Source organism: Rhodanobacter geophilus (assembly GCF_040812275.1).
Taxonomy (GTDB): domain Bacteria; phylum Pseudomonadota; class Gammaproteobacteria; order Xanthomonadales; family Rhodanobacteraceae; genus Rhodanobacter_A; species Rhodanobacter_A geophilus.
This window is the reverse complement of sequence record NZ_JBFOHL010000014.1, coordinates 1-25,094: the sequence shown is the minus strand read 5'-3', so window position 1 is coordinate 25,094 and position 25,094 is coordinate 1. Positions and strand designations below refer to the sequence as shown.

Here is a 25,094-nt window from a genome sequence, read left to right as displayed (position 1 = left end):
GCCCCCCGGAACATCCGAAGCCCATTCCCTGTCAAGTGCCTCTCGTTGCGATCATAGCCTCTCCGGACGGCCTTCACACCCTCCGGGTGGTGTGCCAGCGTTGCGGTCGGCAACGGCAGCAGCAACGACAAAAGCAGCCATGCGTGCCTGCGCCAGATCGTGCCCATACGCGGGTCCAAAGGGTCGGCCGGGTACAATACCGGCATGCAGATCGGCCCCTACCGCATCGACCCGCCGCTGGCGCTGGCCCCCATGGCCGGCGTCACCGACAAGCCGTTCCGCCTGCTGTGCAAGCGGCTGGGCGCGGGCCTGGCCGTGTCCGAGATGACAACGGCCGACCCGCGCCTGTGGCATACACGCAAATCCCTGCGCCGCATGGACCACGCGGGCGAGCCCGAACCGGTGAGCGTGCAGATCGCCGGCTACGACCCGGCGATGCTGGCCGAGGCCGCGCGCTTCAACGTGGCCAACGGCGCGCAGATCGTCGACATCAACATGGGCTGCCCGGCGAAGAAGGTGTGCAACGTGTGGTCGGGCTCCGCCCTGCTGCAGGACGAACCGCTGGTGGCGCGCATCTGCAAGGCAGTCGTCGATGCAGTGGACGTGCCGGTGACGCTGAAGATCCGCACCGGCTGGGATCGCCAGAACCGGAACGCGCTCAACGTCGCGCGCATCGCCGAGGACGCCGGCATCGCCGCGCTGGCCGTGCACGGCCGCACCCGCGCCGACAGGTACGAGGGCGAGGCCGAATACGAGACCATCGCCGCGGTGAAGGCCAGCGTGCGCATCCCGGTGTTCGCCAACGGCGACGTGGCGACGCCGCAGCAGGCCCGGCACGTGCTGGCCGCCACCGGCGCGGATGCGCTGATGATCGGCCGCGGCGCGCAGGGCCGGCCGTGGATCTTCCGCGAGATCGCCCACTACCTCGCCACCGGCGAGCTGCCGCCCGAGCCCGCGCCCGCCGAGGTGGCAACCATCCTGCTCGGCCACCTGGAACACCTCTACGCCTTCTACGGCGAGCAGGCCGGCGTGCGCATCGCGCGCAAGCACCTGGGCTGGTACGCCAAGGATCGGCCGGAGAATGCCGCGTTCCGCGGGGTGGTCAACCGCGCGGAAACCGCGGCCGAGCAGCTCCGGCTGACCCGCGACTATTTCGCCGCGCTGTCGGCCGGCGAGCGCCTGGCCGCCTGACGCGGCTTCAAGCCGCCAGCTCGCGCGGCAGCTCCACCATCGTCAGGCGCAGGCGTGGCGGCAGCTCGGCCTGCACCTCGCCACGATGTCCGAGCAGGCGCAGCGTGCCGTCCATCTCCTCGGTCAGCACGGTGAGGCTTTCCACCCAGTCGCCGTCGTTGGCGTAGACCAGGCCGTCGCGCTGGACCAGCCCGGCGCGGTGGATGTGGCCGCAGACGATGCCGTCGAGCCGTCGCCGCGCCACATCGTCCAGCCCCGCCTGCACGAAGCGCTCGATGTAGCGCTCGGCGGCGTTGCTGCGGCGCTTCACGAACTCCGACAGCGACCAGTAGCGCAGGCCCAGCCGCCGCCGCGCGCGGTTGAGCCAGCGGTTGCAGGTGAGGATGCGGTAGTACAGCCAGTCGCCCAGGCGTTCCTGCAGGCCGCCGAACTGGGTGACGTTGTCGTAGTCGTCGCCGTGCGTCACCAGCAGGCGGCGACCGTCGGCGGTGACGTGCACCGCGCGCCGCCGCACCCGCATGCCGGGCAGCATCAATCCGCACACCCGCCGCAGCGGGCGGTCGTGGTTGCCCGGCACGTAGACGATCGCCGTGCCGCGGGCATGCAGCGCGTGCAGCGCCTCGATCACGCGGGTATGCGCGCCGCTCCATTGCGAGCGGCGCTGCGCCATCCACCACAGGTCGACGATGTCGCCCACCAGGTACAACTGCCGGCAGTGCAGGCCGTCGAGGAAGTCCGCCAGCTCCGCCGCATGGCAATGCCGCGTGCCCAGGTGCACGTCGGACAGGAACACCGTGCGCAACCGCCGCTCGAACGGGGCGGTCGTGCGGCTCATGCCATGGCGTCCTGCCGGCGCTCCAGGTAGCGCTGGCGTTTGCGCGGCCGCAGCTGCTCCAGGTCCACCTCGATCAGGCCGTCGATGGAGCCGCTGAAGCCCGGGTCCACGCCGAAGGCGAGGAAGCGCGCGCCGCCGGGTTCGCACAGCTCGGTGTACTGCTTGTACAGCATCGGCACCGAGGCGCCGAGCCGGTCCAGCGCCAGCTTCAGCGCCTCGTGCGCGGCCGCGCCGTCGAGCCCGTCGAACGATGGCGCCGAGGAATCGAGGACGAACGGCTGGCGGGCGCTGGCCAGTGGCTGCGCGCTGCCGTGGTAGCGCTGGTAATAGGCCACGATCTGCTCGCTGGCCGCGCGCGGCAGCGCGGCGCTGATCGACACCGCGCCATAGAGATAGCGCACGCCCGGGTAGCGCTGCAGGTAGGCGCCGATGCCCTGCCACAGGTAGTCGAGGCTGCGGCTGCCCCAGTAGTCGGGCACCACGAAGCTGCGGCCCAGTTCCAATCCCGCCGCCAGCCGCGGCACGGCCGCGTCCGCGTAGCGGAACAGCGAGGCCGTGTACAGGCCGGCCAGCCCGGTGCGCGCCAGCGCCTCGGCGCCGCGCATCACGCGATAGGCACCGGCGATGCGCACGGCCTGCGCGTCCCATACCAGGATGTGGTCGTAGTGCGCGTCGTAGGCGTCGAGGTCGCGGCTGCGGCCGGTGCCCTCGCCCACCTCGCGGAAAGTCAGTTCGCGCAGCCGGCCGATCTCCTGCAGCAGCGGCGAGCCGCCGATGGCGCGGGCGAGACGGATCTGCTTGCCGTCGCTGGTGGCGCCTAGCAGTTCGGCGGCCGCCACTTCCGACGCCACCAGCTGCGCGTCGACGGGAGGCGCCAGCGGCGCGGGCCCCGCCATGGCCACCGTTTCGCCGCGGCCGGCGGCATGCAGCGCGCGGCGGATGCGCCGGAGCGCATCACGTTCGCGTTCGTCGTCCGCGACCACCATGGGCTCGCCCACGTGCAGACGCACCGGCCGCCGCCGCCGGGCCAGCATCTCCCGCGCCAGCAGCGCCGTCGAGGCCGGGCGGCACAGCGCGGAAATCCCGTAGAACAGCGCCGAATTGCGCGCCTCGATGCGCACCGGCAACACCGGCGCCGGCGCGCGGCGCGCGAAACGCAGGAAGCCGGGGCGCCAACGTATATCGCGCACGCCGCGCAGGCCCAGCCGCGAGACCTCGCCGGCCGGGAACACGATCACGCACTGCCCGTCGCGCAGCGCGCGCTCGACCCGGCGCAGGCTGGCCGCTCCGGCGCTGCCGCCGAACACGCGCACCGGCAGCAGCAGTTCCGCCAGCGGCTCCACCAGCGTCAGCACCTCGTTGGCGACGATGCGCACGTCACGCCGCACCCGCCCCACCATGTCCAGCAGTGTCAGTGCGTCGAGCGCGCCGCACGGATGGTTGGCCACGACCAGCAGCGGCCCCCGCGCGGGGATGCGCGCCAGCGCGTCCGTGTCGACGTCGTAACGCATCTCCAGCCACCGCATGGCCGCCTCGACGAAGGCGAAGCCGCGCAGGTGGCCGTGTTCGGTACAGAAGGTGTCGATGCCGTCGAACCCCGACCAGCGGGCCAGCCCGTGCAGCAGCGGTACGGCGAAGCGCCCGCGGCGGCCACGGAACCAGTGCGGATAGCGTTGCTGCAGACGCTGCTCGATCGCTTGCATGGCGACGACCTCGGCTTGGCCCGTCGCAAGATTGCGCGGCCACCGGGACGCCGGCGTTGCGCTTGCGCGTCAGCAGCGTGACAACGCCGTCCGGCATGCGGGACGGACGGCGCGGCGCCTATTTCGGCGCGTGTGCCGCCGGCGCAACGACGTGGAAGCCGTAGTCCGCCAGCACCGGCTTCAGTGCCGCGATCCAGATCGCGTAACCCGCCGGGCTCATGTGCAGGCCATCCGCCCGGAACAGCCGCGGCTGCGGCCTGCCCCGCGCGTCGAGCATCCGTGGCGCGACGTCCACGAAGCGCACGTCGCGCTGCGTCGACGCCCACCGCCGGATGAGCCCGTTCGCCTCGCGCATCCGCGGCCACAGCGGCCAGCGCGCCAGGCTGGGCTTGATCGAGACGTAGGCCACCGGCACGCCCGGCAGGCCGCGCCGCACGCGCGCCACGAAGGCGCGGAAGTCGTCCGCCACCTGCTGCGGCGACAAGCCCTCGTCGATGTCGTTGTCGCCGGCGTACATCACGATCAGCGCGGGGTGGTACGGCACCACGATGCGATCGGCGTACCAGGTCGAATCGGCGATCGCCGAACCGCCGAAGCCGCGGTCGATCACCGGCACGCCGGGAAAGTCCTGCGCCAGCGTGGGCGTCCAGAAACGGATCGACGAGCTGCCGATGAACAGCACGGCGTGCTGCGGCGGTGGGTTGGCGCGGTCGTGCGCCACCAGGGCATCGATCTCGGCGCGCCACTGCGCGGGCGCGGGCGGATGGCCGTCGGCCGCCATCGCCGCCGACGCGACGAGCAGCCAGGCCGCGCCCAGCAGCCAGCGGGCAGCCATGCACGGGAAATGCTTCATGGCGAGGCTCCGTGGGGGTGAACCGGCATTATGCACACGCCCCTTGCCTCGTCCGTTGACGGATGCCCCGTCACCAGCGTAACTTGCGCGGCGCCGAGGTTTCCATCCTTTCATCCGAATGAAAGGATGGAATGAAAAGGGAAGCCGGTGCGAATCCGGCGCTGCCCCGCAGCGGTATGTGGAAACGACCTCCGTCACCAGCACTGGGCGTGATGCGCCTGGGAAGCGACGGACAGTAGGTAGAGCGCGACGTCCACGAGCCCGAATACCTGCCCCGGCCGGTAGCGGCATTGCCGCATCCGTACGACCTGGCGTCTCCGCGGGGAGATACCGGAGCCGTGCACCGCCCCCCGGGGCGTGCCGGTTCCACCTGCCCGCGGCCGCGCCGGTTCGCCCGCGGGGGCGAAGGTCACCGGCGGCCGCCAGGCCGACCACCCTTCGTTCCTCTTTGCCCATCCATGCAAGAGGAATCATCCATGTCACTCGTTACCTGTCTCGGCTTTCCGCGCATCGGCCTGAAGCGCGAACTGAAGCGCGCGCTGGAAGCCCACTGGCAAGGCGACACGCCGGCGGAGGCCCTGCTCGACGCCGCCCGTGCGCTGCGGGCGCGGCACTGGCAGCTGGCCCGCGACGCCGGCGCCGACGTCGTGCCCTGCAACGACTTCAGCCTGTACGACCACGTGCTCGACACCGCCGTGCTGTTCGACGCGATTCCCGGGCGCTATCGCCCGGTGTTCGCAGAAAGCCGTCTGGACGGCTATTTCGCGATGGCCCGCGGCCACAAGCGCGGCGGCCACGACCTGCACGCGCTGGAAATGACCAAGTGGTTCGACACCAACTACCACTACCTGGTGCCCGAATTGCACGCCGGCCAGCGCTTCGCCCTCGCCGGCGACAAGCCGCTGGCCGAATTCCGCGAAGCCCGGGCGCTGGGCCACCGCGCGCGACCGGTCCTGCTGGGACCGGTGTCCTTCCTGCTGCTGTCCAAGACCGTGGACGGCAGCGACCGGCTCGCCCTGCTCGACGCCCTGCTGCCCGCCTATGCCGAACTGTTGCGCAAGCTGGCCGAAGCCGGCGCGGACTGGGTGCAACTGGACGAGCCCTGCCTCGCACTCGACCAGGACGCCGAGGACCACGCGGCCTACCGCCGCGCCTACGCGACACTTGCCGAAGCCGGCGGCCCGAAGATCCTGCTCGCCAGCTACTTCGGCGCGCTGGGCGACAACCTCGCGCTCGTCGCCGACCTGCCGGCGGCGGGCCTGCACGTCGACCTGGCGCGCGCGCCGCAACAGCTCGACGCCGTGCTCGATGCCCTGCCCGATGGCCGTGTGCTGAGCGCCGGCGTGGTCGACGGCCGCAACGTGTGGCGCAGCCGTCCCGGGCGCACGCTGCCGTTGCTGCGCAAGGCACGCGCGCGCCTCGGCGACGCGCGGCTGTGGCTGGCGCCGTCCTGCTCGCTGCTGCACGTGCCCATCGATCTCGAGGCGGAGACCGCGCTCGATCCGGCGCGCCGTGCCGGCATGGCGTTCGCGCGACAGAAGATCGAGGAACTGCGCGTCTACGCCGATGCGTTGGGCGGCCAAGCGGAAGCCGAAGCCGCGCTGCAGGCGCAGCAGGCCCTGCTCGACCGACAGGCGCAGCAAGCCGGCGTGCGCAACCCCGCCGTGCGCGCCCGGCTGCACGAACTCAGCCCGCAGATGACGCTGCGCCGCTCGCCCTACGCCACGCGCCGCACCGCGCAGGCAGAAGCCCTGGCGCTGCCGCCGCTGCCCACCACCACGATCGGCTCGTTCCCGCAGACCGACGAACTGCGCAAGGCACGCGCCGCGCACCGCGGCGGCAAGCTCGACGACGCCACCTACGGGCAGCGGCTGGAAGCCGAGATCGAACGCGTGGTGCGCTTCCAGGAGGAGATCGGCCTGGACGTGCTGGTGCACGGCGAGCCCGAGCGCAACGACATGGTGGAGTACTTCGGCGAACAGCTCGACGGCTACCTGTTCACCCGGCTGGGCTGGGTGCAGAGCTACGGCTCGCGCTGCGTGAAGCCGCCGGTGATCTGGGGCGACGTGGCGCGGCCCGCGCCGATGACGGTGCGCTGGTCGACGTTCGCCCAGTCGCTCACCGACAAGCCGATGAAGGGCATGCTCACCGGCCCGGTCACCATGCTGCAGTGGTCCTTCGTGCGCGACGACCTGCCGCGCGAGACCGTATGCCGGCAGATCGCGCTGGCGCTGCGCGACGAGGTGCACGACCTGGAGGCCGTCGGCATCAAGGTGATCCAGATCGACGAGCCCGCGCTGCGCGAGGGCCTGCCGCTGCGTCGCGCCGACTGGCCGGGCTATCTGGCCTGGGCGGTGGAAAGCTTCCGCATCGCCGCCGGCGGCGTGCGCGACGCCACCCAGATCCACACCCACATGTGCTACTCGGAGTTCAACGACATCATCGAGGCGGTGGCCGCGATGGACGCCGACGTGATCTCGATCGAGACCAGCCGCTCGCGGATGGAGCTGCTGGACGCCTTCGTGCGCTTCCGCTACCCCAACGGCATCGGCCCCGGCGTGTACGACATCCACTCGCCGCGCGTGCCGGCGCAGGAGGAGATGCTGGCCCTGCTGCACAAGGCGCTGCACGTGCTGCAGCCCGGCCAGCTGTGGATCAACCCCGACTGCGGCCTGAAGACCCGCGGCTGGCCCGAGACGGAAGCCGCCTTGCGCAGCATGCTGGCCTGCGCCCGCCAGCTGCGCGCCGAACTGGCCGCGGCGGCCTCCACCGCCTGAGCCGGAGCAGCCCGGGCGGCGCACATCGGCCGGCTGCAAGTCGGCCGGCGGCCACGCACCGTGGCCGCCGGCCATCCAGACGTCTGAACACGCAGCTAACCGGCGCCCCGCCAGAATTTCCGCGGGCTGCAAAACCGGGGGCGGCGTTGTATCATGCCGCCCTCTTTTATCTCTTTATCCGTACACGAGGATATAAAACGCGATGTCCAGCCATCTGTTCACTTCCGAATCGGTCTCCGAAGGCCATCCGGACAAGGTCGCCGACCAGATCTCCGACGCCGTGCTCGACGCGATCCTCGCGCAGGATCCGCGTGCCCGCGTGGCCTGCGAAACCATGGTCAAGACCGGCGTGGCCATCGTCGCCGGCGAGATCACCACCAGCGCCTGGATCGACCTGGAAGCGATCACTCGCAAGGTGATCCTCGACATCGGCTACAACTCCTCCGAGGTGGGCTTCGACGGCGCCACCTGCGGCGTGCTGAACCTGATCGGCAAGCAGTCGCCCGACATCAACCAGGGCGTGGACCGCAAGAAGCCCGAGGAACAGGGCGCCGGCGACCAGGGCCTGATGTTCGGCTACGCCACCAACGAGACCAAGGACTACATGCCGGCGGCGATCCACTACTCGCACCGCCTGGTCGAGCAGCAGGCCAAGGTCCGCAAGAAGAAGAACTCGCCGCTGCCGTGGCTGCGCCCGGACGCGAAGAGCCAGGTCACCCTGCGCTACGACAACGGCGTGGCCACCGCGATCGACGCCGTGGTGCTCAGCACCCAGCACGACCCGGGCGTGAAGCAGAAGGACCTGATCGAGGCCGTGCGCGAGCACATCATCAAGCCCGTGCTGCCGTCCAAGCTGCTGCACAAGGGCACCAAGTTCCACATCAACCCGACCGGCAGGTTCGAGATCGGCGGCCCGGTGGGCGACTGCGGCCTCACCGGCCGCAAGATCATCGTCGACACCTACGGCGGCTGGGCCCGCCACGGCGGCGGCGCGTTCTCCGGCAAGGACCCGTCCAAGGTGGACCGCTCGGCCGCCTACGCCGCGCGCTACGTGGCGAAGAACATCGTGGCCGCCGGCATCGCCGACCGCTGCGAGGTGCAGGTGAGCTACGCGATCGGCGTGGCGCACCCCACCTCGATCTCGGTCACCACGTTCGGCACCGGCAGGATCAGCGACGACAAGATCGAGAAGCTGATCCGCGCGCACTTCGACCTGCGCCCGTACGGCATCCTGCAGATGCTCGACCTGATCCACCCGATGTACCAGCAGACCGCCAGCTACGGCCACTTCGGCCGCAGCCCGGTCGAGGTCAAGGACAAGAACGGCAAAGGCTACACCGCGTTCTCGTGGGAAAAGACCGACAAGGCCGAAGCGCTGCGCAAGGCCGCCAAGCTGAAGTAAGCAATCCTGTCGCTCGTCCTGAACCTTTAGTCTGTCTCAAGACAGGCTTCGCGCAGCAGGCGAAGCCGAGGGTCAGCAACCCAAACGGGCCGCCTTGCGCGGCCCGTTTCATTTCAGGCCGCCGTCAAGAGGCTCCACGGCGTTACCCCACCGGCGATGGAGTCGGTGGTATAACGCGCCGCGCAACGCAAACCCACCGTCATCTATGCGACGCATGGAGCGATTCGGCCGTCTGTTTGCCGAGCCGGTCAATCGCTAACCGGTGGTTCGTCTCAAAGGCCGATCGCTTGCCGCAACTGCGTCGCCATCGACATGCCGGCGGTCTTCGCATCGGTCACCATCGCGAACACGCAACGCCCCTTGCTAGCCGCAGCCCAGACTTTACCGATGTCGCGCTTCTCGCGTGAGTCATCGTTGCTCTCCAGATAGCCGCCCTTGTACTCCACCGCCAGCAGGCGACCGTCGGTCAGTTCGGCGACGAAATCCGGGTAGAACCGGTCGCTCGAGGTCGGCAGCCAGAACGACGCCTCGGGCTGGCGCTCCAGGTTGCGCACCCAGTGTTTCACCGCGTCGAGCCGGTCGAGTTCGATCGCGCAGGCGGTCTCCTCGGCGTCGATGTCCTCCTTCAGCTCGCCGGGCAGCGGATAGTAGTGCTTGCGGAAGCGGTAGCGCGCCGTCGCCGGATAGAGCCAGCGCGCCGGATAGACCTGCGGATCGAAGTGGAACTGGATGTGCCGGTCGATCCGGACCTGCTGCGATCCTGCCAGCAGCGATTGCTGAAAGACGACGCGCTTCTCGCCCTTGAGCAGCTTGGCCAGTTGCGCGGCCGCGGCATCGGCCAGATCGTTGAGGTGGCGAGCCAGGTAGGTCAGCTCGAAGCCGCGTGCCGCCAGCCCGTCCAGCATCCGTCCCAGCCACGCGATCATGTCCGGTTGCAGGATCGCGTCGCGGCGCAGGCGTCGATCGAGCACACGCAATACATCCTCGCGGCGAATGCCTTCGGTACCGCTGTCGAGGCCAAGGTCGTACTGCGCCTCGTCCTCGCGTACCTGCATGTGGCCGCGCTCGACATCGATCAGGTACGGGCGAACCGTTTCCTGCCGCTGAAAGTCCGGCAGCTCGGCGCCCAGGCCGGCCAGCGAGAAATCGGCGAATTCGGCCAGCAGCTCCGGCTCGTACAGGGTCAACCTGCCCTGCAACGGCACCGCCAGCTGCGGCAGCGGCGCGAACAGCTCACCGCGTTCGCTGGCCGCAGCGGCCATCAAGGCGCGGGTCTGGTGCCGCTCCAGTTCGCGGCCCAGATGCTCGCGCTCGCGCTTCGGCGCGGCGGCAACGACCTGTACCATGACCTCGGCGTCGATCAGGCCGCTCACGGTGAGCTGGCCCGCACCGTCCACCTCGGCGACCTTCACCTGTGCCGGCAAGATCGCCGCCACCGCATGCGCCACCGCCAGCGGCAGGTCGAACACCGATTCCGCCGGTGCCGATGTCGCGGGCCGCTCGGCAAACAGGTCGGCATCCAGCGACGGCTGCACGAACTGCGCCACCTCCATTTCCTCGAAACCCATCGTCACCAGCCGGTCGGCCAGCTGGTTGGCCACCTGCGCCGTGCCGGCACCGCAGACATGGGCGTAGGCGCGATTCAATTTCTCCGATGTGCGCCGCTGCGCGTACGGCATGCGCAGCACGCGTCCGAGCAACTGCTCCATGTCCTTGGCCGAGCGGATGTTCTGCACCGTGCAGAACACGTAGGCAAAGGAACAGTCCCAGCCTTCCTTCAACGCCTCCACCGTGATCACGAAATCCACCGGGCAGGCGCGGTCGAGCAGGTTCACGCCGTCCAGCTCGCGCTGGTTGCCGGTGGCGACGGCAATGCGCCGCTCCTCCACGTGCAGCGTGTCGAGCAGGAACGCCTTGAGCACCTCGACGGTCGCCTCGCTGCCGCGCTGGTCGGCCTGGAACAGCACGATCGGTCGCACGTAGTCAGGCTCGCTGGTCGCCTCGCGCGCCAGCACGTCGCGGGTCAGCACGGCGTCGCGCACCGACTCCTGCCAGTTCGGATGCGGTGCCAGCACGATCGGCAGCTTGATCATGTGCGCCGCTTTCAGCTCCTGCGCGGAGACGTGGTACAGCAGGTTCTGGTCTTTCGCCGGCGTGGCGGTCCACTCGATCACGCAGGCCGGGCGGATGCGCTTGAGCACCTCCAGCGACAGGCTCGACTGCGCATTGTGGGCCTCGTCCATGATCACGATCGGCCGGTGCCAGGCCAGCAGGTTGGCGAAGCTGCGCTTGATCTTGCCCAGATCACCACGCCCCAGGTACGGCTGCGCCTCAAGATCGCGCTCGCTCACGCGCTCGAAGAAATCGGCGTCCGGCGCCGCGGCAAAATGCGGCTCGAAGTTTTCCTTGTACGCATACACCTCGCGGCCGGTGGTGTTTTCCACCCGCAGCGTCTGCAAGGTGCCGACCACCACGATCGCGCGGCTGCCGAAATCCTGCGCGCGCAACTGCTCGCAGTCGGCAATGTCGATCACCGTGAGCCGGTCGTCCGGCCAGTAACCGAGCAGGGCCTCGCGATATGGATGGCCGGGCGTCTTCAGCGCCTCCAGCGTCTGCGTGCGGATCGCGTTGCTCGGTACCAGCCACAGCGCCAGCGGCGCACTGGTGCCTACGTACAACCGTGCCGCACGTTCGATCGCATGCGCCGCCATCAGCGTCTTGCCGCCGCCGGTGGGTATGCGCAGGCAGGCGATCGGCAGCTCCGGCGATTCCGCGGTGAACGGGTGGTACGGCAAGGTCGGCGCGCTCTCGCCCAGCGCCGCGCGGCGTGCATCGCTGAAAGCCGACTGCATGTCGTCCGCGCTGCGCTGGCCGCGGGCGGCGGTGAAAAACGCCTCCAGCGCCGCCAGTGCGTTCTCCTGGTATTTCTTCAGCCTCAGCGCCATCTCAACGCACCCGGATGTCGTAGGGAATCTGCTTGAACTCGATGTTCAAGTGCTTGCGCGTGGCCGGCTGCAGCCGGCTGGCCTCGCCGTACACCAGCCACGAACCGGTGTGCTCGGGCAACAGCGCGTGGATGTGTTCCCACACCGCATGCGTCAGCACGTTGCCACCCTGCGGCCGACGGTCGCCGAGGATGCCGTTGTACAGCAGCACGATCGCTGTCTCGCCATGCACGCCCAGCAGCGGCGACAGTTCAACTCCCTCTCCCCTTCGGGGAGCGGGTTGGGGTGAGGGGCCGGGCTTGCCGGAACCTCCGGTACCGAGGCCTTCCCACGGCACCCGCGTCTCCACAAACCACAGATAGGCGGCCAGCGGCGCGAACCGCACGCTGGGCGAAATGCGCCCGTCCTCCTCGAACACCGGCTCGCCCAGCTGCATGAAGCGGAAGCCGCCGCCGCCCTGCCAGCTCACTGCCTGGGAAATGCCGCCCTGCTCGCCCTCCACCACTTTCGTCAGCCGTGGCAGGCAATGCGTGCGCGCATGCTCGCCCATCTCGATGCCGATCCAGCGCCGGCCCATCTTGTGCGCGACGGCGGCGGTGGTACCGGAGCCGAGGAAGGAGTCGAGGACGAGGTCGTTGGGATTGGTGGCGATTTCGATGATGCGTTGAAGTAACCGCTCTGCTTTGGGCGTACCAAAGCCCTTGCCATAAAGCGCCTTTGATTCGTTCATTGCTTCCTGAGTGTGACCGACATCGTCGTAGTGCCAAACGCTACGCGGTATCACCGGCTTTGCCTCATCTAGGAAACGCTTGATTCGAGGCGATTTAGACTTGCCATCCTTACCCCAGTAGATAAGGTCCTCTGACAAAAGAGCACTACACCGCTCCTTACTTGCTCTCCACGTGAGATTCGCGGGCGGCCAAACCTCTTCGCCAGTATTCGGATTAACTACTGCGTAGTAGAGATTCGGGCGTTCTTCGCGTGTCTTGTTTCCAGTTAAGGTGACTGAGTTCCACAGACCCCGAAGGTCATTGTCTGGGTTCGTGTATGCCTTATTGTGACTTTCTTGGCGCGGCAGTCTGTTGAGCATCAAGGATTCGGAACTCTTCCCATACACAAGTACGTAGTCATGGTCATTACTGAAATTCGTGGCATCATTCGCTGGTGAAACCTTTCGGAACCAGATTACCGTCTGAAGAAAATTCCCCCGCCCGAACACCTCATCCATCAACACCTTGAGGTAGTGCGCTTCGTTGTCGTCGATCGTCACCCAGATCGAACCATCCTCCGCCAGCAACTCGCGCAGCAACTCCAGCCGCGGATACATCATCGACAGCCACTGGCTGTGCTCCAGATTGTCGTCGTACTGCTCGAACGCGCTCCTGGTGTTGTACGGCGGGTCGATGAAGATGCACTTGACCCGGCCGGCGTACAGCGGCAGCAGGCTTTTCAGCGCGTCGAGGTTGTCGCCCTGGATCAGCAAGTTGTCCGACGACGGGTCGCCCACCTGCTCGACCGGTTGCAGCAGGCGGTACGGCACTTGGCGCGCGGCCTGGCGCGCCTTGCGGTCGCCGAGCCAGTTCAGTTCGGGCATGCGCTGTTCTCTCGGTAAGTCATGGGTCGGTTATTCATGGTCGCCTTCGTCAGCGGGATTCTCGATCGCCTTGAGCACGCCACGCGCCAGATACTGGCGACCCCACTGGCGGCCAGTGGTCTCGGCGATCAGGCCGGCCTGCTCCAGCTCGGCCAGCGCCGCACGCGCGGTGGGATCGGAGACGCCGAGCAGACTCTTTACCCGTGCGGCGTTGATGTGCGGGTTGGCAAACAGTTCGTCGACCAACGCCAATGCCTTGGGCGACTCGGCCACCTTGCGGCGCATGCTTTCGCGCAGATCCATCAGCTCGCGCGCCTGTCGTGCCGCGCGGTGCGCGCTCCAGTGCACGCCGGCCAGGAAGTAGTGCAGCCAGCCGTTCCAGTCGCCATGGGTGCGGATGCGTTGCAGGCTTTCGTAGTAGCCACGCCGCTCGCGCTCGATGTATTCGGACAGGTACAGCAAAGGCTGGGTAAGCCGCTCGCGCTCGATCAGGAACAAGGTGATCAGCAACCGGCCGACGCGGCCATTGCCATCGAGAAACGGATGGATCGCCTCGAAGTGTTCGTGCACCAGCGCGCACTGGATCAGGTCGGGCAACTCGTCGCGGCGATGCATGAAACGCTCCCAGTCGCTGAGCGCCTGCTTCATCTCCTCCACCGGCGGCGGCACGTAGAACGCGCTGGCCAGCGTGCTGCCCGGGGGACCGATCCAGTTCTGGCTGCGGCGGAACCGGCCGGGCGTGGCGGTTTCGCCGCGCACGCCATGCAGCAGCTTTTCGTGCAGCTCGCGCACCAGCCGCAGCGACAACGGCAACGAACCCAGCCGCTGCACGCCGTACTCCAGTGCGGTGACGTAGTTGCGTACTTCCAGCACGTCGTCGGCCGGTGCCTGCGGCGATTGCCCGGCCTCGTCGGCAAGCAGGTCGGTGATGCTGGCCTGGGTGCCTTCGATGCGCGACGACAGCACGGCTTCGCGGCGCAGATAGGGCGCGATCAGCAGATGCGGGTTGGGCAACTGGCGACCAAGCCCGGACAACTCGCTTAGCGCGGCGTCGGCGCGCGACAGGGCCAGCACCAGCGCGTGATCAAAGACGATTTTCGGCGGCAGCGGTACCGGCACGAAGGCCAGCGGCCCTTGCGGCGTGCGCACGAGCCGACCTGTCTGTGGCGACTGGAAATTCGCTGCGTCCACGCCTTCCCCCGCTCCGCCGCAACGACGGCGGCACTGCGGCACTCTAGCCACCTTTGAAAGGAAAGACAATTTTTCTTTCAAAAGAGCCGCGGTTTGAAAAGCGGGCTTTCAAAGCGCCGTCCGCGCCCCTCACGGCTTCAGCATGCGGATCGCCTCGTCGCGCACGCTGCGCATGGCGGCGTTGAGCGTCTTCGGGTCCATCGCGATCACCGGGTCCATGTAGCGCTGGCGTACCTTGGTCGCTGCGTCGGTGTCGTGCAGTTCCATCAACACGGAATACAGGCGCGAGGCGCTTTCGATGGTGTGCGCGTCGCGCAAGCCCAGCAGTTGTTCGCGTTGCTCCAGCGCCTGCCGATAGGCGCCGCGCGAGGCTTCCCAATGGTGGGCATCGTCCTCGATGTCGCCGATCAGGGTGCGCGTGGCGGAAATCAGGGGATGCTGCGGCCCCAGCACGCGCAGCTGGCCGGCAAGGCACAGCTTGGCCTCGGCGAGCGCCGGCCCGTACTGGCCGGCCTCGTCCAGCAGGCTGGCGAGGCTGCCCAGCGCCATCAGGGTCTTGGGATGGTCGGGGCCGAGCTGGCGTTCGTGCGCAGCGAGGATCTGCCGCTCCAGCGCAGTCGCCTGCACGTAATACGCGTGCCGTTCGGCCGGCGCCTTGGCATAACTGCCCTGCTTGGCCAGCAGCCGCACCATCACGGTCTCGGCGGCGATGGTGTCGGGGTGGTCGCCGCCCAGTTCGCGCCGACGCTCGTCGATCACTCGCTGCAAATCCGTCGCCGCCACGGCAAAGGCGTTCGGGTCCTGCGCGAGATAGACCTCGTCGGTTGCCACCATGTCTGCGGCGGCCAGTGCATCCGGATGGTTCGCACCCAGGCGCCGCGCACGGATGGCGGCGACCTGGCGGGCGAGTGCGAGCGAACGCTCGTACTCATAGCGGTAGTTCAACAGCCGGGCCTGCACCAGCATGGCGTCGAGGGTCTGCGGGTTCTCCACACCCAGCGTGCGCTGTTCCAGCGCCACCAGCGGCCCGGTCAGCTGCAGCGCGCGGTCGCGCTGGCCCAGTCCGATCAGCGTCATCACCAGATCGCGCTGCAGCTGCATCAGGCCGGGATCGGTGGCGGGAAGGCGCGGTTTCAGCGCGGCATAGAGCGCATCCTGCTTCTGCAACGCCTGCTGCAGGTGCCCCTGTTCGACCAGCATCCGGGCCACACCGGATTCGGCGGCGACACGCAGTTCGTCGGTTGGCGGTTCGGCCTGCGCCAGCTTTTCTGCCTGGGCATACATGCCCGCGGCGGCCGCGATCTGGCCCTGCTTCTCCAGCGCCTGCGCCAGGTCCAGGCGCACCGAAAGATGGGCGCGGCTGTCCGCAGGCAGCAGCTTCGCGCGCACGGCCAGCACCTTGCGCAGCTCGATGGCGGCGTGTGCGTAGCTGCCGATGCCGAGCAGCGCCCGCGCCAGCGATTGGCGCAGGTCGGCATCCAGCAGCGGCGCGTCGGGAAAGGCACGGTCGAGGCCATTCAAGGTGTGGCCGATCACGTACTCGTCCATCGCCTCGCGCGTGATGTCGGTGGCCTGCACGCTGGCGAAGGCCTTGGTCAGCGTGTCGTGTGTGGGTGGGGCGGCGCTCGACGCGGCCGGCGCCAGCGCCGCATCGACCTGCCGCTGCGTGGCGGCGACGACGGCATGCCCCATCGCGCCGATGTCCACGCTGTCGTACATCGACTGCTGGAACTGCACGATGCGTTCCAGTTGTTGCCGGCGCTGTTCGGCCAGGCGCTGCTGGACGCGTGCCTGGTGCAGCGAATACAGCGAGGTGGCGAGGCCGGCCAGCACGCTGAGCAGCAGCGCGGCCGCAGCCGTCAGCGGCCAGCGGTTGCGCTGCAGGAAGCGGCGCAGGCGGTACAGGCGGCGTCCCCGCCGCGCCTGCACCGGCCGCTGTTCCAGCCAGTTGCGCAGATCGGCGGCGAGCGCACCGACGGTGGCGTAGCGCTCGCTGGCCTGGCGGCGCAACGCCTTCAGCGCGATCGCATCGATGTCGGCCGGCACCGTCCGGCACGGCGATGCGTCCCGGCCGCTCGCGCCATCCCGTCCGGCGCTGCGGCTGGGCGGCACGATCTCGCCGGTGACGATCGCCTGGCTCAGCTGGTGCGGCGTGGTGATGTGCTGCCACGGGCGCCGCCCCGCCACCAGCTGGTACAGCACCATGCCCAGCCCGTAGACGTCCACCGCGGTGGTCAGCGGCTGCTGCTCGATCTGCTCGGGGCTGGCGTAGGCCAGGGTCAGCGCATGCTGGCCGGTGACGGTGAGCGTGGCCTCGCTGGCCTCGGCATCGATCAGGCGGGCGATGCCGAAGTCCAGCAGCTTGGGCTGGCCCTGTGCGTCGACCAGGATGTTGGCGGGCTTCAGGTCGCGATGGATCACCAGGTTGCGGTGCGCGTACTCCACCGCGGCGCAGACCTTGAGGAACAGCGCGATGCGCTCGCGCAGGCCGAGCCCGTGGCGTTCGCACCACGCGTCGATGCGCTCGCCCTCGACGTATTCCATCGCCAGGAAGGGCTGGCCGTCGGACAGCACGCCACCGTCGAGCAGGCGCGCGATGCCGGGGTGTTCCAGCCGCGCCAGCAGCTGCCGCTCGCGCGCGAAGCGCTCCAGCAGCGTGGGCGAACCCAGCGCGCCGGCGCCCAACACTTTCAGCGCCACCTGCTGCACGAAGCCGGAGTCCTCGCGCTCGGCGAGGTAGACCACGCCCATGCCGCCCTCGCCCACGCGGCGCACCAGGCGATAGCGGTGCGGCGTGTCGGCCTGCGCATCGAGGCCGCTCAGGTCGACCGTGTCGCCCGGCAGCAGGGGCAGCGTGGCGGTGTGGCTGCGCTCGATCGCGGCCAGCATCCAGCGCACCTCGCGCGCCAGCGCCTCGTCATCGCCGCATTCGCGCGCGATCACGGCATCGCGGTCCGCCACGCCGATCTCCATCGCGCTCATGGCGATGTGCTTGGCCCGCAGATAGCGGTCGGTCAGCTGACCGGTCATGGATTCCCCTGTGGATGCGCCGTGCGCTCCCTGCACGCGCGTGCAGCGACCGTGCTGCGCGTTTCAGCACCACAGGATAAGCCATCCGACCGGCACCGGGCCAAGCCCGGGGGCCATGCCGCGGAAACCCGGCCGCGCGGCATGATGCGAAAAGGGAAGGAGGAGCCTAGCCGTCCGTGTCGCGACGCGAGGCGACCACGACCGGCGGCTTCCTGGTCCGGGGATGGTGGGCCGCCAGCTTGGGAGAGGCATGCCGGGCGCGATGCGTGCGGCTGGTACGGCAGGCGGTGCCGCGGGTCGTGCTGCAGCCGCGGTTGGCCACGACTGCACGCCTGCCATGGCGCGACTGGCGGGCTGCGGGGTGCCGCTGCGAGGCCGGCACGGTATCCGCGTCGGCGGTCTGGATCGGCGAGATCGCCTCCAGGATGCGGGCGGCCCGGCTGCCCGCACGCACGCCGGCGGCCTCGGCCACCAGGATCGGCGGGGTCTGCTGCCCCTCGAAGCCGTCGTCCAGCAGGCGCGCCATCAGGTTGTCGCGCACGGCGGCGGTGCGGCTGCCCAGCACCACGGCGAACAGGCGGTGGCCGCCGCGCACGGCGGTGGAAGCGAGGTTGAAGCCGGAGGCGTCGGTGTAGCCGGTCTTCAGTCCATCCATGCCCGCGTAGCGGTACATCAGGTGGTTGTGCCCGCGCACGATGTGGCCGCGGAACACGAACTCCTGGGTGGCGAAGAAGTGCGCGTATTGCGGGAAGTCGCGGTACAGCGCCATCGCCAGCTTCACCAGGTCATGCGCGGTGGAAGTGTTGTTCGGATCGGGCAGGCCGGAGGCATTGGCGAAATGGGTGTTGCTCATGCCGAGCAGGGCGGCCTGCGCGTTCATCATCTCGGCGAAGTGGCTCTCGCTGCCGCCGATGCCCTCGGCCATCACGGTGGCCGCATCGTTGGCCGATTTGGTGATCATGCCGAGGACACAGTCCTGCACCGAGACGGTCTGGCCGGCGCGCAGGCCCAGCTTGGTGGGCGACTTGCCGGCCGCCCAGGCCGAGACCGCCATCGGCTGGTCGAGGCGCAGCTTGCCGCTCTTCAGACCCTGGAAGGTGAGGTAGAGCGTCATCATCTTGGTCAGCGAGGCGGGGTAGTCGCGCTGGTCGGCGTTGACCTGCTGCAGCACCTGGCCGGTGTTGCCGTCGACCACGATGGCCGCGTAGCCGGCGCGCGCCATGCCGGCGAAACCGCCGAGGCTGCATAGCAGCACCAGCAGCAGGATCGCGCGCAGACGCCCCGGCACCCGCCCCAGCCCCGTCGATTCGATGGCCACCCGACTATTCCTCGCAAACAAGCCGCAATTCTAATTGCCCCGCGTGGTCGCGACCTTAACGCAAGGTCGCCGTGAAATCCAGAGGCAAGACTTGAAATGATTTCGTTAAATCCATGTTCCACAACGGATTGTTCAAGCCATCCGTAAACCCATGCAGCGGCTTCGGCATGGACGCCCGCTAGAATGGCCGGATGTCCCTGATCCAACTCCATCGCGTCGATTTCAGCATCGGCGGCCCCCTCCTGCTCGAACACGTCGACCTGTCCATCGACCGCAACGAGCGCGTGTGCATCGTCGGCCGCAACGGCGAAGGCAAATCCACCCTGATGAAGCTGATCGCCGGCGAGCTGAAGCCCGACGACGGCGAGGTGCGCGTGCAGAACGGCATCGTCATCGCGCGCATGGCGCAGGAGGTGCCGCACCGCACCGCCGGCAGCGTGTTCGACGTGGTCGCCGACGGGCTGGGCGATCTCGGCCACCTGCTCGCCCGCTACCACCACCTGCTGCACGAAGGCGACTTCGACGCACTGGGCGACGTGCAGCACCAGATCGAGGCCCGCCACGGCTGGGATCTCGACCGCCGCGTCACCGAAGTGCTGACCCGGCTGGAACTGCCCGCCGACACCGATTTCGCCGCGCTTTCCGGCGGCATGAAGCGCCGCGTGCTGCTGGCGCAGGCGCTGGTGCGCAAGCCCGACGTGCTGCTGCTGGACGAGCCGACCAACCACCTCGACATCGAGGCGATCGGCTGGCTGGAAGGTTTTTTGAAATCCTTCGACGGCAGCCTGCTGTTCGTCACCCACGACCGCAGTTTCCTGCAGGCGCTGGCCACGCGCATCGTGGAGATCGACCGCGGCCAGCTCACCGACTGGCCCGGCGACTACGCCAACTACCTGCGCCGCCGCGAGGAACGCCTGCACGCCGAGGCGCAGGCCAACGCGTTGTTCGACAAGAAGCTGGCGCAGGAAGAAGTGTGGATCCGCCAGGGCATCAAGGCCCGCCGCACGCGCAACGAGGGCCGCGTGCGCGCGCTGAAGGCGCTGCGCGTGGAGCGCGCGCAGCGGCGCGAGCTGGGCGGCAACGTGAAGATGACCGCGGCCAACGCGCAGGCTTCGGGCAAGAAGGTGATCGACCTCGAACACGTGCACCAGGCCTACGGCGGCCGCGTGCTGATCGACGACCTCACCACCACGGTGATGCGCGGCGACCGCATCGGCATCATCGGCCCCAACGGCGCGGGCAAGAGCACCCTGCTCAAGATCATGCTGGGCGAACTCAAGCCCGCGCGCGGCAGCGCCACGCTGGGCACCGGCATCCAGACCGCCTACTTCGACCAGCACCGGCTGCAGCTCGACGACACGCAGAACGCGCTGGACAACGTGGCCGAAGGCCGCGAATACATCGAGCTCAACGGCCAGCGCAAGCACATCATCGGCTACCTGCAGGACTTCCTGTTCTCGCCCGAGCGCGCCCGCGCGCCGATCACCCGCCTCTCCGGCGGCGAGCGCAACCGCCTGCTGCTGGCCAAGCTGTTCGCGCAGCCGTCGAACCTGCTGGTGATGGACGAGCCCACCAACGACCTCGACGTGGAAACGCTGGAGTTGCTGGAGGAACTGCTCACCGACTACCAGGGCACCCTGCTGCTGGTCTCGCACGACCGCGCCTTCCTCGACAACGTGGTGTCCAGCACGCTGGTGCTGGAAGGCGACGGGCAGGTCGGGGAATACGTGGGTGGTTACAGCGACTGGTTGCGGCAGCGGCCGGCTGGCAACCGTCGCGCCGGCGAAGGCGGGGGCCCGGCAGCGGCAACGCAAGCCCATGCCGGACCGCCACTGGATTCCGGCGACCTGCGCCGGAATGACGAAAAGAAGCCCAGGCTCAGCTACAAGGACGCGCGCGAACTCGAACAGCTACCCGCACGCATCGAGCAGCTCGAAGCCGACATCGCCGCACGCGGCGCGGCGATGAACGATCCGGCCTTCTTCCAGCAGGACAGCGCCGCCATCGTCAAGGCGAACGAGGCGCTGGCGAAGCTGCAGCAGGAGCTGGAAAACGCCTACGCGCGCTGGGCCGAGCTGGACGGCTGAACGAAGCCGCCCTCGCGCTCAGGCAATCACGTGGCGCGCGGCATCGCCACCCTTCACCGCGCCGGTGACCAGGCGCTTGTCGAAGGTGGCCAGCCGGCCGCCCTGTTGCACGGCCAGCGCCAGCAGCCAGGTGTCGGTGACCTGGCCGGAAGCGAGCAGCCGCTGGCGGTCGATCAGCGGCGAATCCAGCAGGCTGAGGTCGCCCGGCCAGAACACGTGGCCAGGCTGGCTGCAAAGGTCTTCCAGCAGTTCGGCAGCGATGGCCGTGGAAGCCACCGCGTTGCCGTAGCGCGGATGCGACATGATGCGCAACGCGCCGTTCTGGGTGAGGCTGCAACTGGCCCACGATGCGCCCGCGCTGGCGAACCACTCGTGCGCCAACGCGTGATGCGCGTGCGTGGGATCGAGCAGGGCAAGCAGCACGTTGACGTCCAGCAGCCAGGTGGTTGCGCCTGGCGACGGCCGCGGCGGCCGGGCATCGCGTACGCCCGCGCCGCGCGGCTTGCGGCTCACGGCGCCTCGTCCCGCAGTTCGTTGATCTCGTCCAGCGTCATCGGCCGCGCATCGGGACGCACCGGCATCAGGCGTATGCCGTTGCGGTACTGCGGCGCAGCCGCCACCGGCGCCAGGCCCTTGCGCGCCAGCTCCGACACCACCTCACCCAACGTGCGGCCTTGCCGCTCGGCCAGCGCGCGCGCCGCGGCCAGCACGTCTTCATCCAGTTGCAGGGTCGTGCGCATGGCGGGAACTCCCGGCAGCCAAGGCATGCCGCCGCCATCAAGCATCACGCATCACGCATCACGCGTCAAGGACGCCAGGGGCGCGGCCGCCTGCGGCAGCGGCAGCCACAACCGCGCCAGCGCGCCGCGCGCACCCTCGCGCGCGGCCAGCGTCACGCCGCCCTGGTGCGCTTCGGCGATCTGCTGCGCCAGCGCCAGCCCGATGCCGGAGCCGCCGGGCTTGGTGGTGAAGAACGGCACGAACAGGTTCTCGCTGGGCGGCGGGCCGGGGCCGTCGTCCTCCACTTCGATCACGGCGCGCTCGCCTTCGCGGCGCCAGCGCAGGCGCACGCTGCCATCCGGCAGCGAGGCTTCCACCGCGTTGCGCAGCAGGTTGATCAAGGCCTGTTCGAGCTGGTCGGGGTCGGCCTCGACGGCCATGGATGCCCCCGCCTCCACGATCACTGGCAAGCGCTGCTCCAGCTTCGCCAGCTTGGCCACCAGCGCCGACAGCTCCACCACGCGCGGCTGCGGCGGCGGCAGTCGCGCCAGCTTGCTGTAGCTGGAGAGGAAGCGCCCCAGCGCCTCGGCGCGGTGGCCGATCAGCTCCAGGCCGCCGCGGAAATCCTCACGCCAGTCCGCCGGCAACGGATCGCGCGCGGCCAGCGTGGCCAGCGTGCCGGCCATCGACTGGATCGGCGCCAGCGAGTTGTTGACCTCGTGGCCCAGCACGCGCAGCAGGCGCTGCCAGGCCGCGCGTTCCTCCTCGCGCAGCACGCGGCCCACGTCGTTGACCACCAGCAGTTGGCCGCCGCGGCCGCCGCTGCGCAGCGCCGCGTGGCGGATATCGAAGCGCCCGCTGCGCCCCGGGAACACGTGCGTGAGCAGGCGCGCGGACGGCCCTTCCAGCAACGGCGCCAGGCCCAGCTCCGCGGCGCCCAGGCCGAACAGGCGGTGGCGCTCGGCATCCAGCAGCCGCTGCGCCGCCGGGTTGAGCAGGCGCAGCCGCCGGCCCTCGTCGAACACGAACACCGCGCTGTCCAGCGCCGCCAGCGTCTTGCCGAGCAGGTAGGAGGATTCCTCGAACTCCAGCCGCTCGCGCTGCAGCCGCTCGGCCAGCGCATTGATGTCGTAGATCGCGTCGCCGAGCACGCCGCCCTGCACGCCGCGCAGGCTGTAGTCGCCCTGGCGCAGCGCCTCCAGCAGGCCGGACAAGGTGTACAGCGGGAACACCACGCGCCGGTATTGCCAGCGCGCCAGCAGCAGCGTGGCGACCGCGGCGGCCACGAGGAAGGCCCAGCGCAGCGACGCCTCCCACGGCAGCCAGGCCAGCGCGCAGGCAGCGAACAGGCCAGGCAGCGCCACCACGAAGCTGCCGAGCAGCACGCGCCGCTCGAAGCGCGGCATGCGGCCGGCGCGCGACGCGGAGGGTTCAGTCGGCATCGCCGGCGACGCCGCGCAGGTCGTGCTTCTCCAGCCGCCGGTACAGCGACTGGCGGGTGATGCCCAGCGCGTCGGCGGCGCGCTGCAGGTTGCCGTCGAAACGTTCCAGCGCGCGCTGCACCAGCTGCGCCTCGGCCTGCTCCAGCGTCATGCCGTCGAGATCGACGGCCGGCGTCGCGGCCGGCTCGCCGAACGCCAGCACGGCCGCGCCCACCTCGTCGCGTTCGGCCAGCAGCGCGGCGCGTTCCATCAGGTGCTGCAGCTCGCGCACGTTGCCGGGCCAGCGCCACGCCAGCAATGCACGTTCGGCCGACGGCGCCAGCCGCAGGCCCACGCGACCGTAGCGTTGCGCGCTGCGCGCGAGGAAGCTGCGCGCCAGCGGCAGGATGTCTTCCACGCGCTCGCGCAGCGGCGGCAGGCGCACTTCCAGCGTGTTGAGGCGATAGAGCAGATCCTTGCGGAAACGGCCCGCAACCACCTCGGCCTGCAGGTCGGCATTGGTGGCCGAGACCAGCCGCACGTCGACCTTCTGCGTGCGCGAGGAACCCAGCCGCTCGAACTCGCCATCCTCCAGCACGCGCAGCAGCTTCGGTTGCTGCGACGGCGGCACGTTGCCCACCTCGTCGAGGAACAGCGTGCCGCCGTCGGCCAGCTCGAAGCGGCCGATGCGCTCGCTCTTGGCGTCGGTGTAGGCGCCGCGCACGTGGCCGAACATCTCCGACTCGAACACGCTCTCGGCGATGCCGCCCATGTTCACCTTGACCAGCGAATGCGCCGCGCGCGGCGAGCGCCGGTGCAGCAGCTGCGCGACCACGCCCTTGCCGGTGCCGTTCTCGCCCAGCACCAGCACGTTGGCGTCGCTGCCCGCGACACGCTCGACCAGCGCCAGCACCCGGCGCATCGCCGGGGACTCGGCGACGAAATCCTCGCCGGCCTCGCCGCGCAGCAAGGCGTTTTCCGCCGCCAGCCGGCGCTCGCGGCGGGCGCCCTCGGCCAGCGCGATCTGCGCGCGCAGCACGCTGACCAGGCGCGCGTTGTCCCACGGCTTCTCGATGAAATCGGCGGCGCCGCGGCGCATCGCCTCCACCGTGAGCGGCACGTTGCCCCACGCCGTCATCGCCACCACCGGCAGCTCGGGCGCGAGCTGGCGCAGGTGCTCCAGCAGGCTCAGCCCTTCTTCGCCCGAGGTGGTGTCGCGCGAGTAGTTGCAGTCGATCAACGCACAGGCGAACTCGCGCTTGCGCACCGCCTCCAGCGCCGCCGCCGGATCGGCCACGCCCACGCTGGCGATGCCTTCGGCCTTCAGCAGCAGGCGCAAGGCCTCGCGCACGTCGGCCTGGTCGTCGGCGATCAGGATGGTGGGGAGGGAATCAGCAGGCATGCGCTATCCAGAATCAGGGCAGTGATAGTATCCATTCGCTGCTGCGCAGCAGCGTACGCCGCATCACGCATGCGTTGCGCGCCGATGCCAGCCATTCCACGCGATCCTGCCATGAAACCCTCCATCGCCCTCGAAACGAAGCGAACCGCCATCCGCGATGCAGTCGGACGCTTCCGCTCGACCAACGTGCGTGTGTTCGGCTCGACGCGGTTCGGCACGGATCGCGAAGACAGCGACCTCGACCTGCTGGTCGACCCGCTGCCAGGCGCCACCTTGTTCGACCTGGGTGGGCTGCAAGTGGAACTGGAGGAAATGCTGGGCGTTCTGGTGGATCTGCTCACGCCGGGCGACCTGCCCGCCTCCTTTCGTGCGCGCGTGCTCGCCGATGCCGTACCGCTATGAGCGGAAGCCGCCTGATCGATTACCTGGATCACATCGCGCAAGCCGCACGGCAAGCATGCAGCTACGTCGAAGGCATGGACAAGCAAGCCTTCTTCGCTGAGTAAGTATCCCCCGGCAAAGCCGGGGGCTTTAGTTGTGTGAGCCGCTCAAAGCGGCTGAATCGGGGGCGCTAACGCGACCCCAGTCTTTGGCGCCACCGTTCGGTGGCGGGCTTCATCGCAAT

The 25,094-nt window shown here is 69.2% G+C and carries 17 protein-coding genes and 1 riboswitch; of the genes, 5 read left to right on the top strand and 12 right to left on the bottom strand.

Translation table 11 applies throughout. From position 1 onward, the window contains the following. Nucleotides 1–204 precede the first annotated feature (204 nt). Nucleotides 205–1,191, top strand: a complete 987-nt coding sequence (dusB, locus tag ABQJ56_RS14490) for a tRNA dihydrouridine synthase DusB (RefSeq protein ID WP_367845728.1) — start codon at nucleotides 205–207, stop codon at nucleotides 1,189–1,191. Between the two features lie 7 nt (nucleotides 1,192–1,198). Here dusB and ABQJ56_RS14485 read toward each other — a convergent pair whose 3' ends face one another. The 3 genes from ABQJ56_RS14485 to ABQJ56_RS14475 form a co-directional block, all read right to left on the bottom strand. Beyond that, nucleotides 1,199–2,026 carry a UDP-2,3-diacylglucosamine diphosphatase gene (locus ABQJ56_RS14485; RefSeq protein ID WP_367845727.1) on the bottom strand — a complete coding sequence of 276 codons (828 nt, stop codon included), beginning with the start codon at nucleotides 2,024–2,026 and terminating at the stop codon, nucleotides 1,199–1,201. Then, complete coding sequence (olsF, locus tag ABQJ56_RS14480; RefSeq protein WP_367845726.1) at nucleotides 2,023–3,729, bottom strand: bifunctional ornithine lipid synthase OlsF; 1,707 nt, start codon at nucleotides 3,727–3,729, stop codon at nucleotides 2,023–2,025. Before olsF ends, ABQJ56_RS14485 begins: the two co-directional genes overlap by 4 nt. Before the next feature lie 118 nt (nucleotides 3,730–3,847). Continuing rightward, nucleotides 3,848–4,582, bottom strand: coding sequence for an SGNH/GDSL hydrolase family protein (locus tag ABQJ56_RS14475; protein WP_367845725.1), 735 nt, complete (start codon nucleotides 4,580–4,582; stop codon nucleotides 3,848–3,850). A 79-nt stretch (nucleotides 4,583–4,661) separates the two neighbouring features. Continuing rightward, nucleotides 4,662–4,873, top strand: a riboswitch (cobalamin riboswitch). 185 nt (nucleotides 4,874–5,058) lie between these two features. Here ABQJ56_RS14475 and metE point away from each other — a divergent pair. Then, entirely contained in the window at nucleotides 5,059–7,359 is a 2,301-nt protein-coding gene (metE, locus tag ABQJ56_RS14470) for a 5-methyltetrahydropteroyltriglutamate--homocysteine S-methyltransferase (protein WP_367845724.1), read from the top strand. Nucleotides 7,360–7,561: 202 nt separating this feature from the next. Continuing rightward, nucleotides 7,562–8,761 (top strand): methionine adenosyltransferase, encoded by a 1,200-nt coding sequence (metK, locus tag ABQJ56_RS14465; RefSeq protein WP_367845723.1) that lies wholly within the window; start codon nucleotides 7,562–7,564, stop codon nucleotides 8,759–8,761. Nucleotides 8,762–9,033: 272 nt separating this feature from the next. Here metK and ABQJ56_RS14460 read toward each other — a convergent pair whose 3' ends face one another. The 5 genes from ABQJ56_RS14460 to ABQJ56_RS14440 all read right to left on the bottom strand — a co-directional run bounded on the left by ABQJ56_RS14460 (nucleotide 9,034) and on the right by ABQJ56_RS14440 (nucleotide 18,839). Then, nucleotides 9,034–11,706 (bottom strand): DEAD/DEAH box helicase, encoded by a 2,673-nt coding sequence (locus tag ABQJ56_RS14460; RefSeq protein ID WP_367845722.1) that lies wholly within the window; start codon nucleotides 11,704–11,706, stop codon nucleotides 9,034–9,036. Nucleotide 11,707: 1 nt separating this feature from the next. Continuing rightward, nucleotides 11,708–13,300, bottom strand: a complete 1,593-nt coding sequence (locus tag ABQJ56_RS14455) for a site-specific DNA-methyltransferase (protein ID WP_367845721.1) — start codon at nucleotides 13,298–13,300, stop codon at nucleotides 11,708–11,710. 30 nt (nucleotides 13,301–13,330) lie between these two features. After that, the gene (locus ABQJ56_RS14450) at nucleotides 13,331–14,449 is read right to left on the bottom strand and encodes a Fic family protein (protein ID WP_367845720.1); all 1,119 of its coding nucleotides are present in this window, start codon (nucleotides 14,447–14,449) and stop codon (nucleotides 13,331–13,333) included. Between the two features lie 171 nt (nucleotides 14,450–14,620). Continuing rightward, nucleotides 14,621–17,521 (bottom strand): serine/threonine-protein kinase, encoded by a 2,901-nt coding sequence (locus tag ABQJ56_RS14445; RefSeq protein ID WP_367845719.1) that lies wholly within the window; start codon nucleotides 17,519–17,521, stop codon nucleotides 14,621–14,623. Between the two features lie 166 nt (nucleotides 17,522–17,687). Continuing rightward, complete coding sequence (locus tag ABQJ56_RS14440) at nucleotides 17,688–18,839, bottom strand: D-alanyl-D-alanine carboxypeptidase family protein (protein ID WP_367845718.1); 1,152 nt, start codon at nucleotides 18,837–18,839, stop codon at nucleotides 17,688–17,690. Nucleotides 18,840–19,030: 191 nt separating this feature from the next. On the opposite strand from ABQJ56_RS14440, the gene ABQJ56_RS14435 reads away from it, so the two are divergent. After that, nucleotides 19,031–20,926, top strand: coding sequence for an ATP-binding cassette domain-containing protein (locus ABQJ56_RS14435; protein ID WP_367845717.1), 1,896 nt, complete (start codon nucleotides 19,031–19,033; stop codon nucleotides 20,924–20,926). Nucleotides 20,927–20,944: 18 nt separating this feature from the next. Here ABQJ56_RS14435 and ABQJ56_RS14430 read toward each other — a convergent pair whose 3' ends face one another. Genes ABQJ56_RS14430 through ABQJ56_RS14415 form a run of 4 tightly spaced genes read right to left on the bottom strand, consistent with a single transcriptional unit; the run spans nucleotide 20,945 to nucleotide 24,469 of the window. Beyond that, nucleotides 20,945–21,439 (bottom strand): TA system VapC family ribonuclease toxin, encoded by a 495-nt coding sequence (locus ABQJ56_RS14430; protein WP_367845716.1) that lies wholly within the window; start codon nucleotides 21,437–21,439, stop codon nucleotides 20,945–20,947. Further along, nucleotides 21,436–21,666, bottom strand: a complete 231-nt coding sequence (locus ABQJ56_RS14425; protein WP_367845715.1) for a hypothetical protein — start codon at nucleotides 21,664–21,666, stop codon at nucleotides 21,436–21,438. The genes ABQJ56_RS14430 and ABQJ56_RS14425 overlap by 4 nt, the downstream gene beginning before the upstream one ends. 51 nt (nucleotides 21,667–21,717) lie before the next feature. Continuing rightward, nucleotides 21,718–23,088 carry a sensor histidine kinase gene (locus ABQJ56_RS14420; RefSeq protein ID WP_367845714.1) on the bottom strand — a complete coding sequence of 457 codons (1,371 nt, stop codon included), beginning with the start codon at nucleotides 23,086–23,088 and terminating at the stop codon, nucleotides 21,718–21,720. Further along, nucleotides 23,078–24,469: a sigma-54-dependent transcriptional regulator gene (locus ABQJ56_RS14415; protein WP_367845713.1), complete on the bottom strand. Its 1,392-nt coding sequence runs from the start codon at nucleotides 24,467–24,469 to the stop codon at nucleotides 23,078–23,080. The genes ABQJ56_RS14420 and ABQJ56_RS14415 overlap by 11 nt, the downstream gene beginning before the upstream one ends. A 111-nt stretch (nucleotides 24,470–24,580) precedes the next feature. Between ABQJ56_RS14415 and ABQJ56_RS14410 the strand changes: the two genes are divergently transcribed. Beyond that, entirely contained in the window at nucleotides 24,581–24,871 is a 291-nt protein-coding gene (locus tag ABQJ56_RS14410; RefSeq protein WP_367845712.1) for a nucleotidyltransferase family protein, read from the top strand. Nucleotides 24,872–25,094 lie beyond the last annotated feature (223 nt).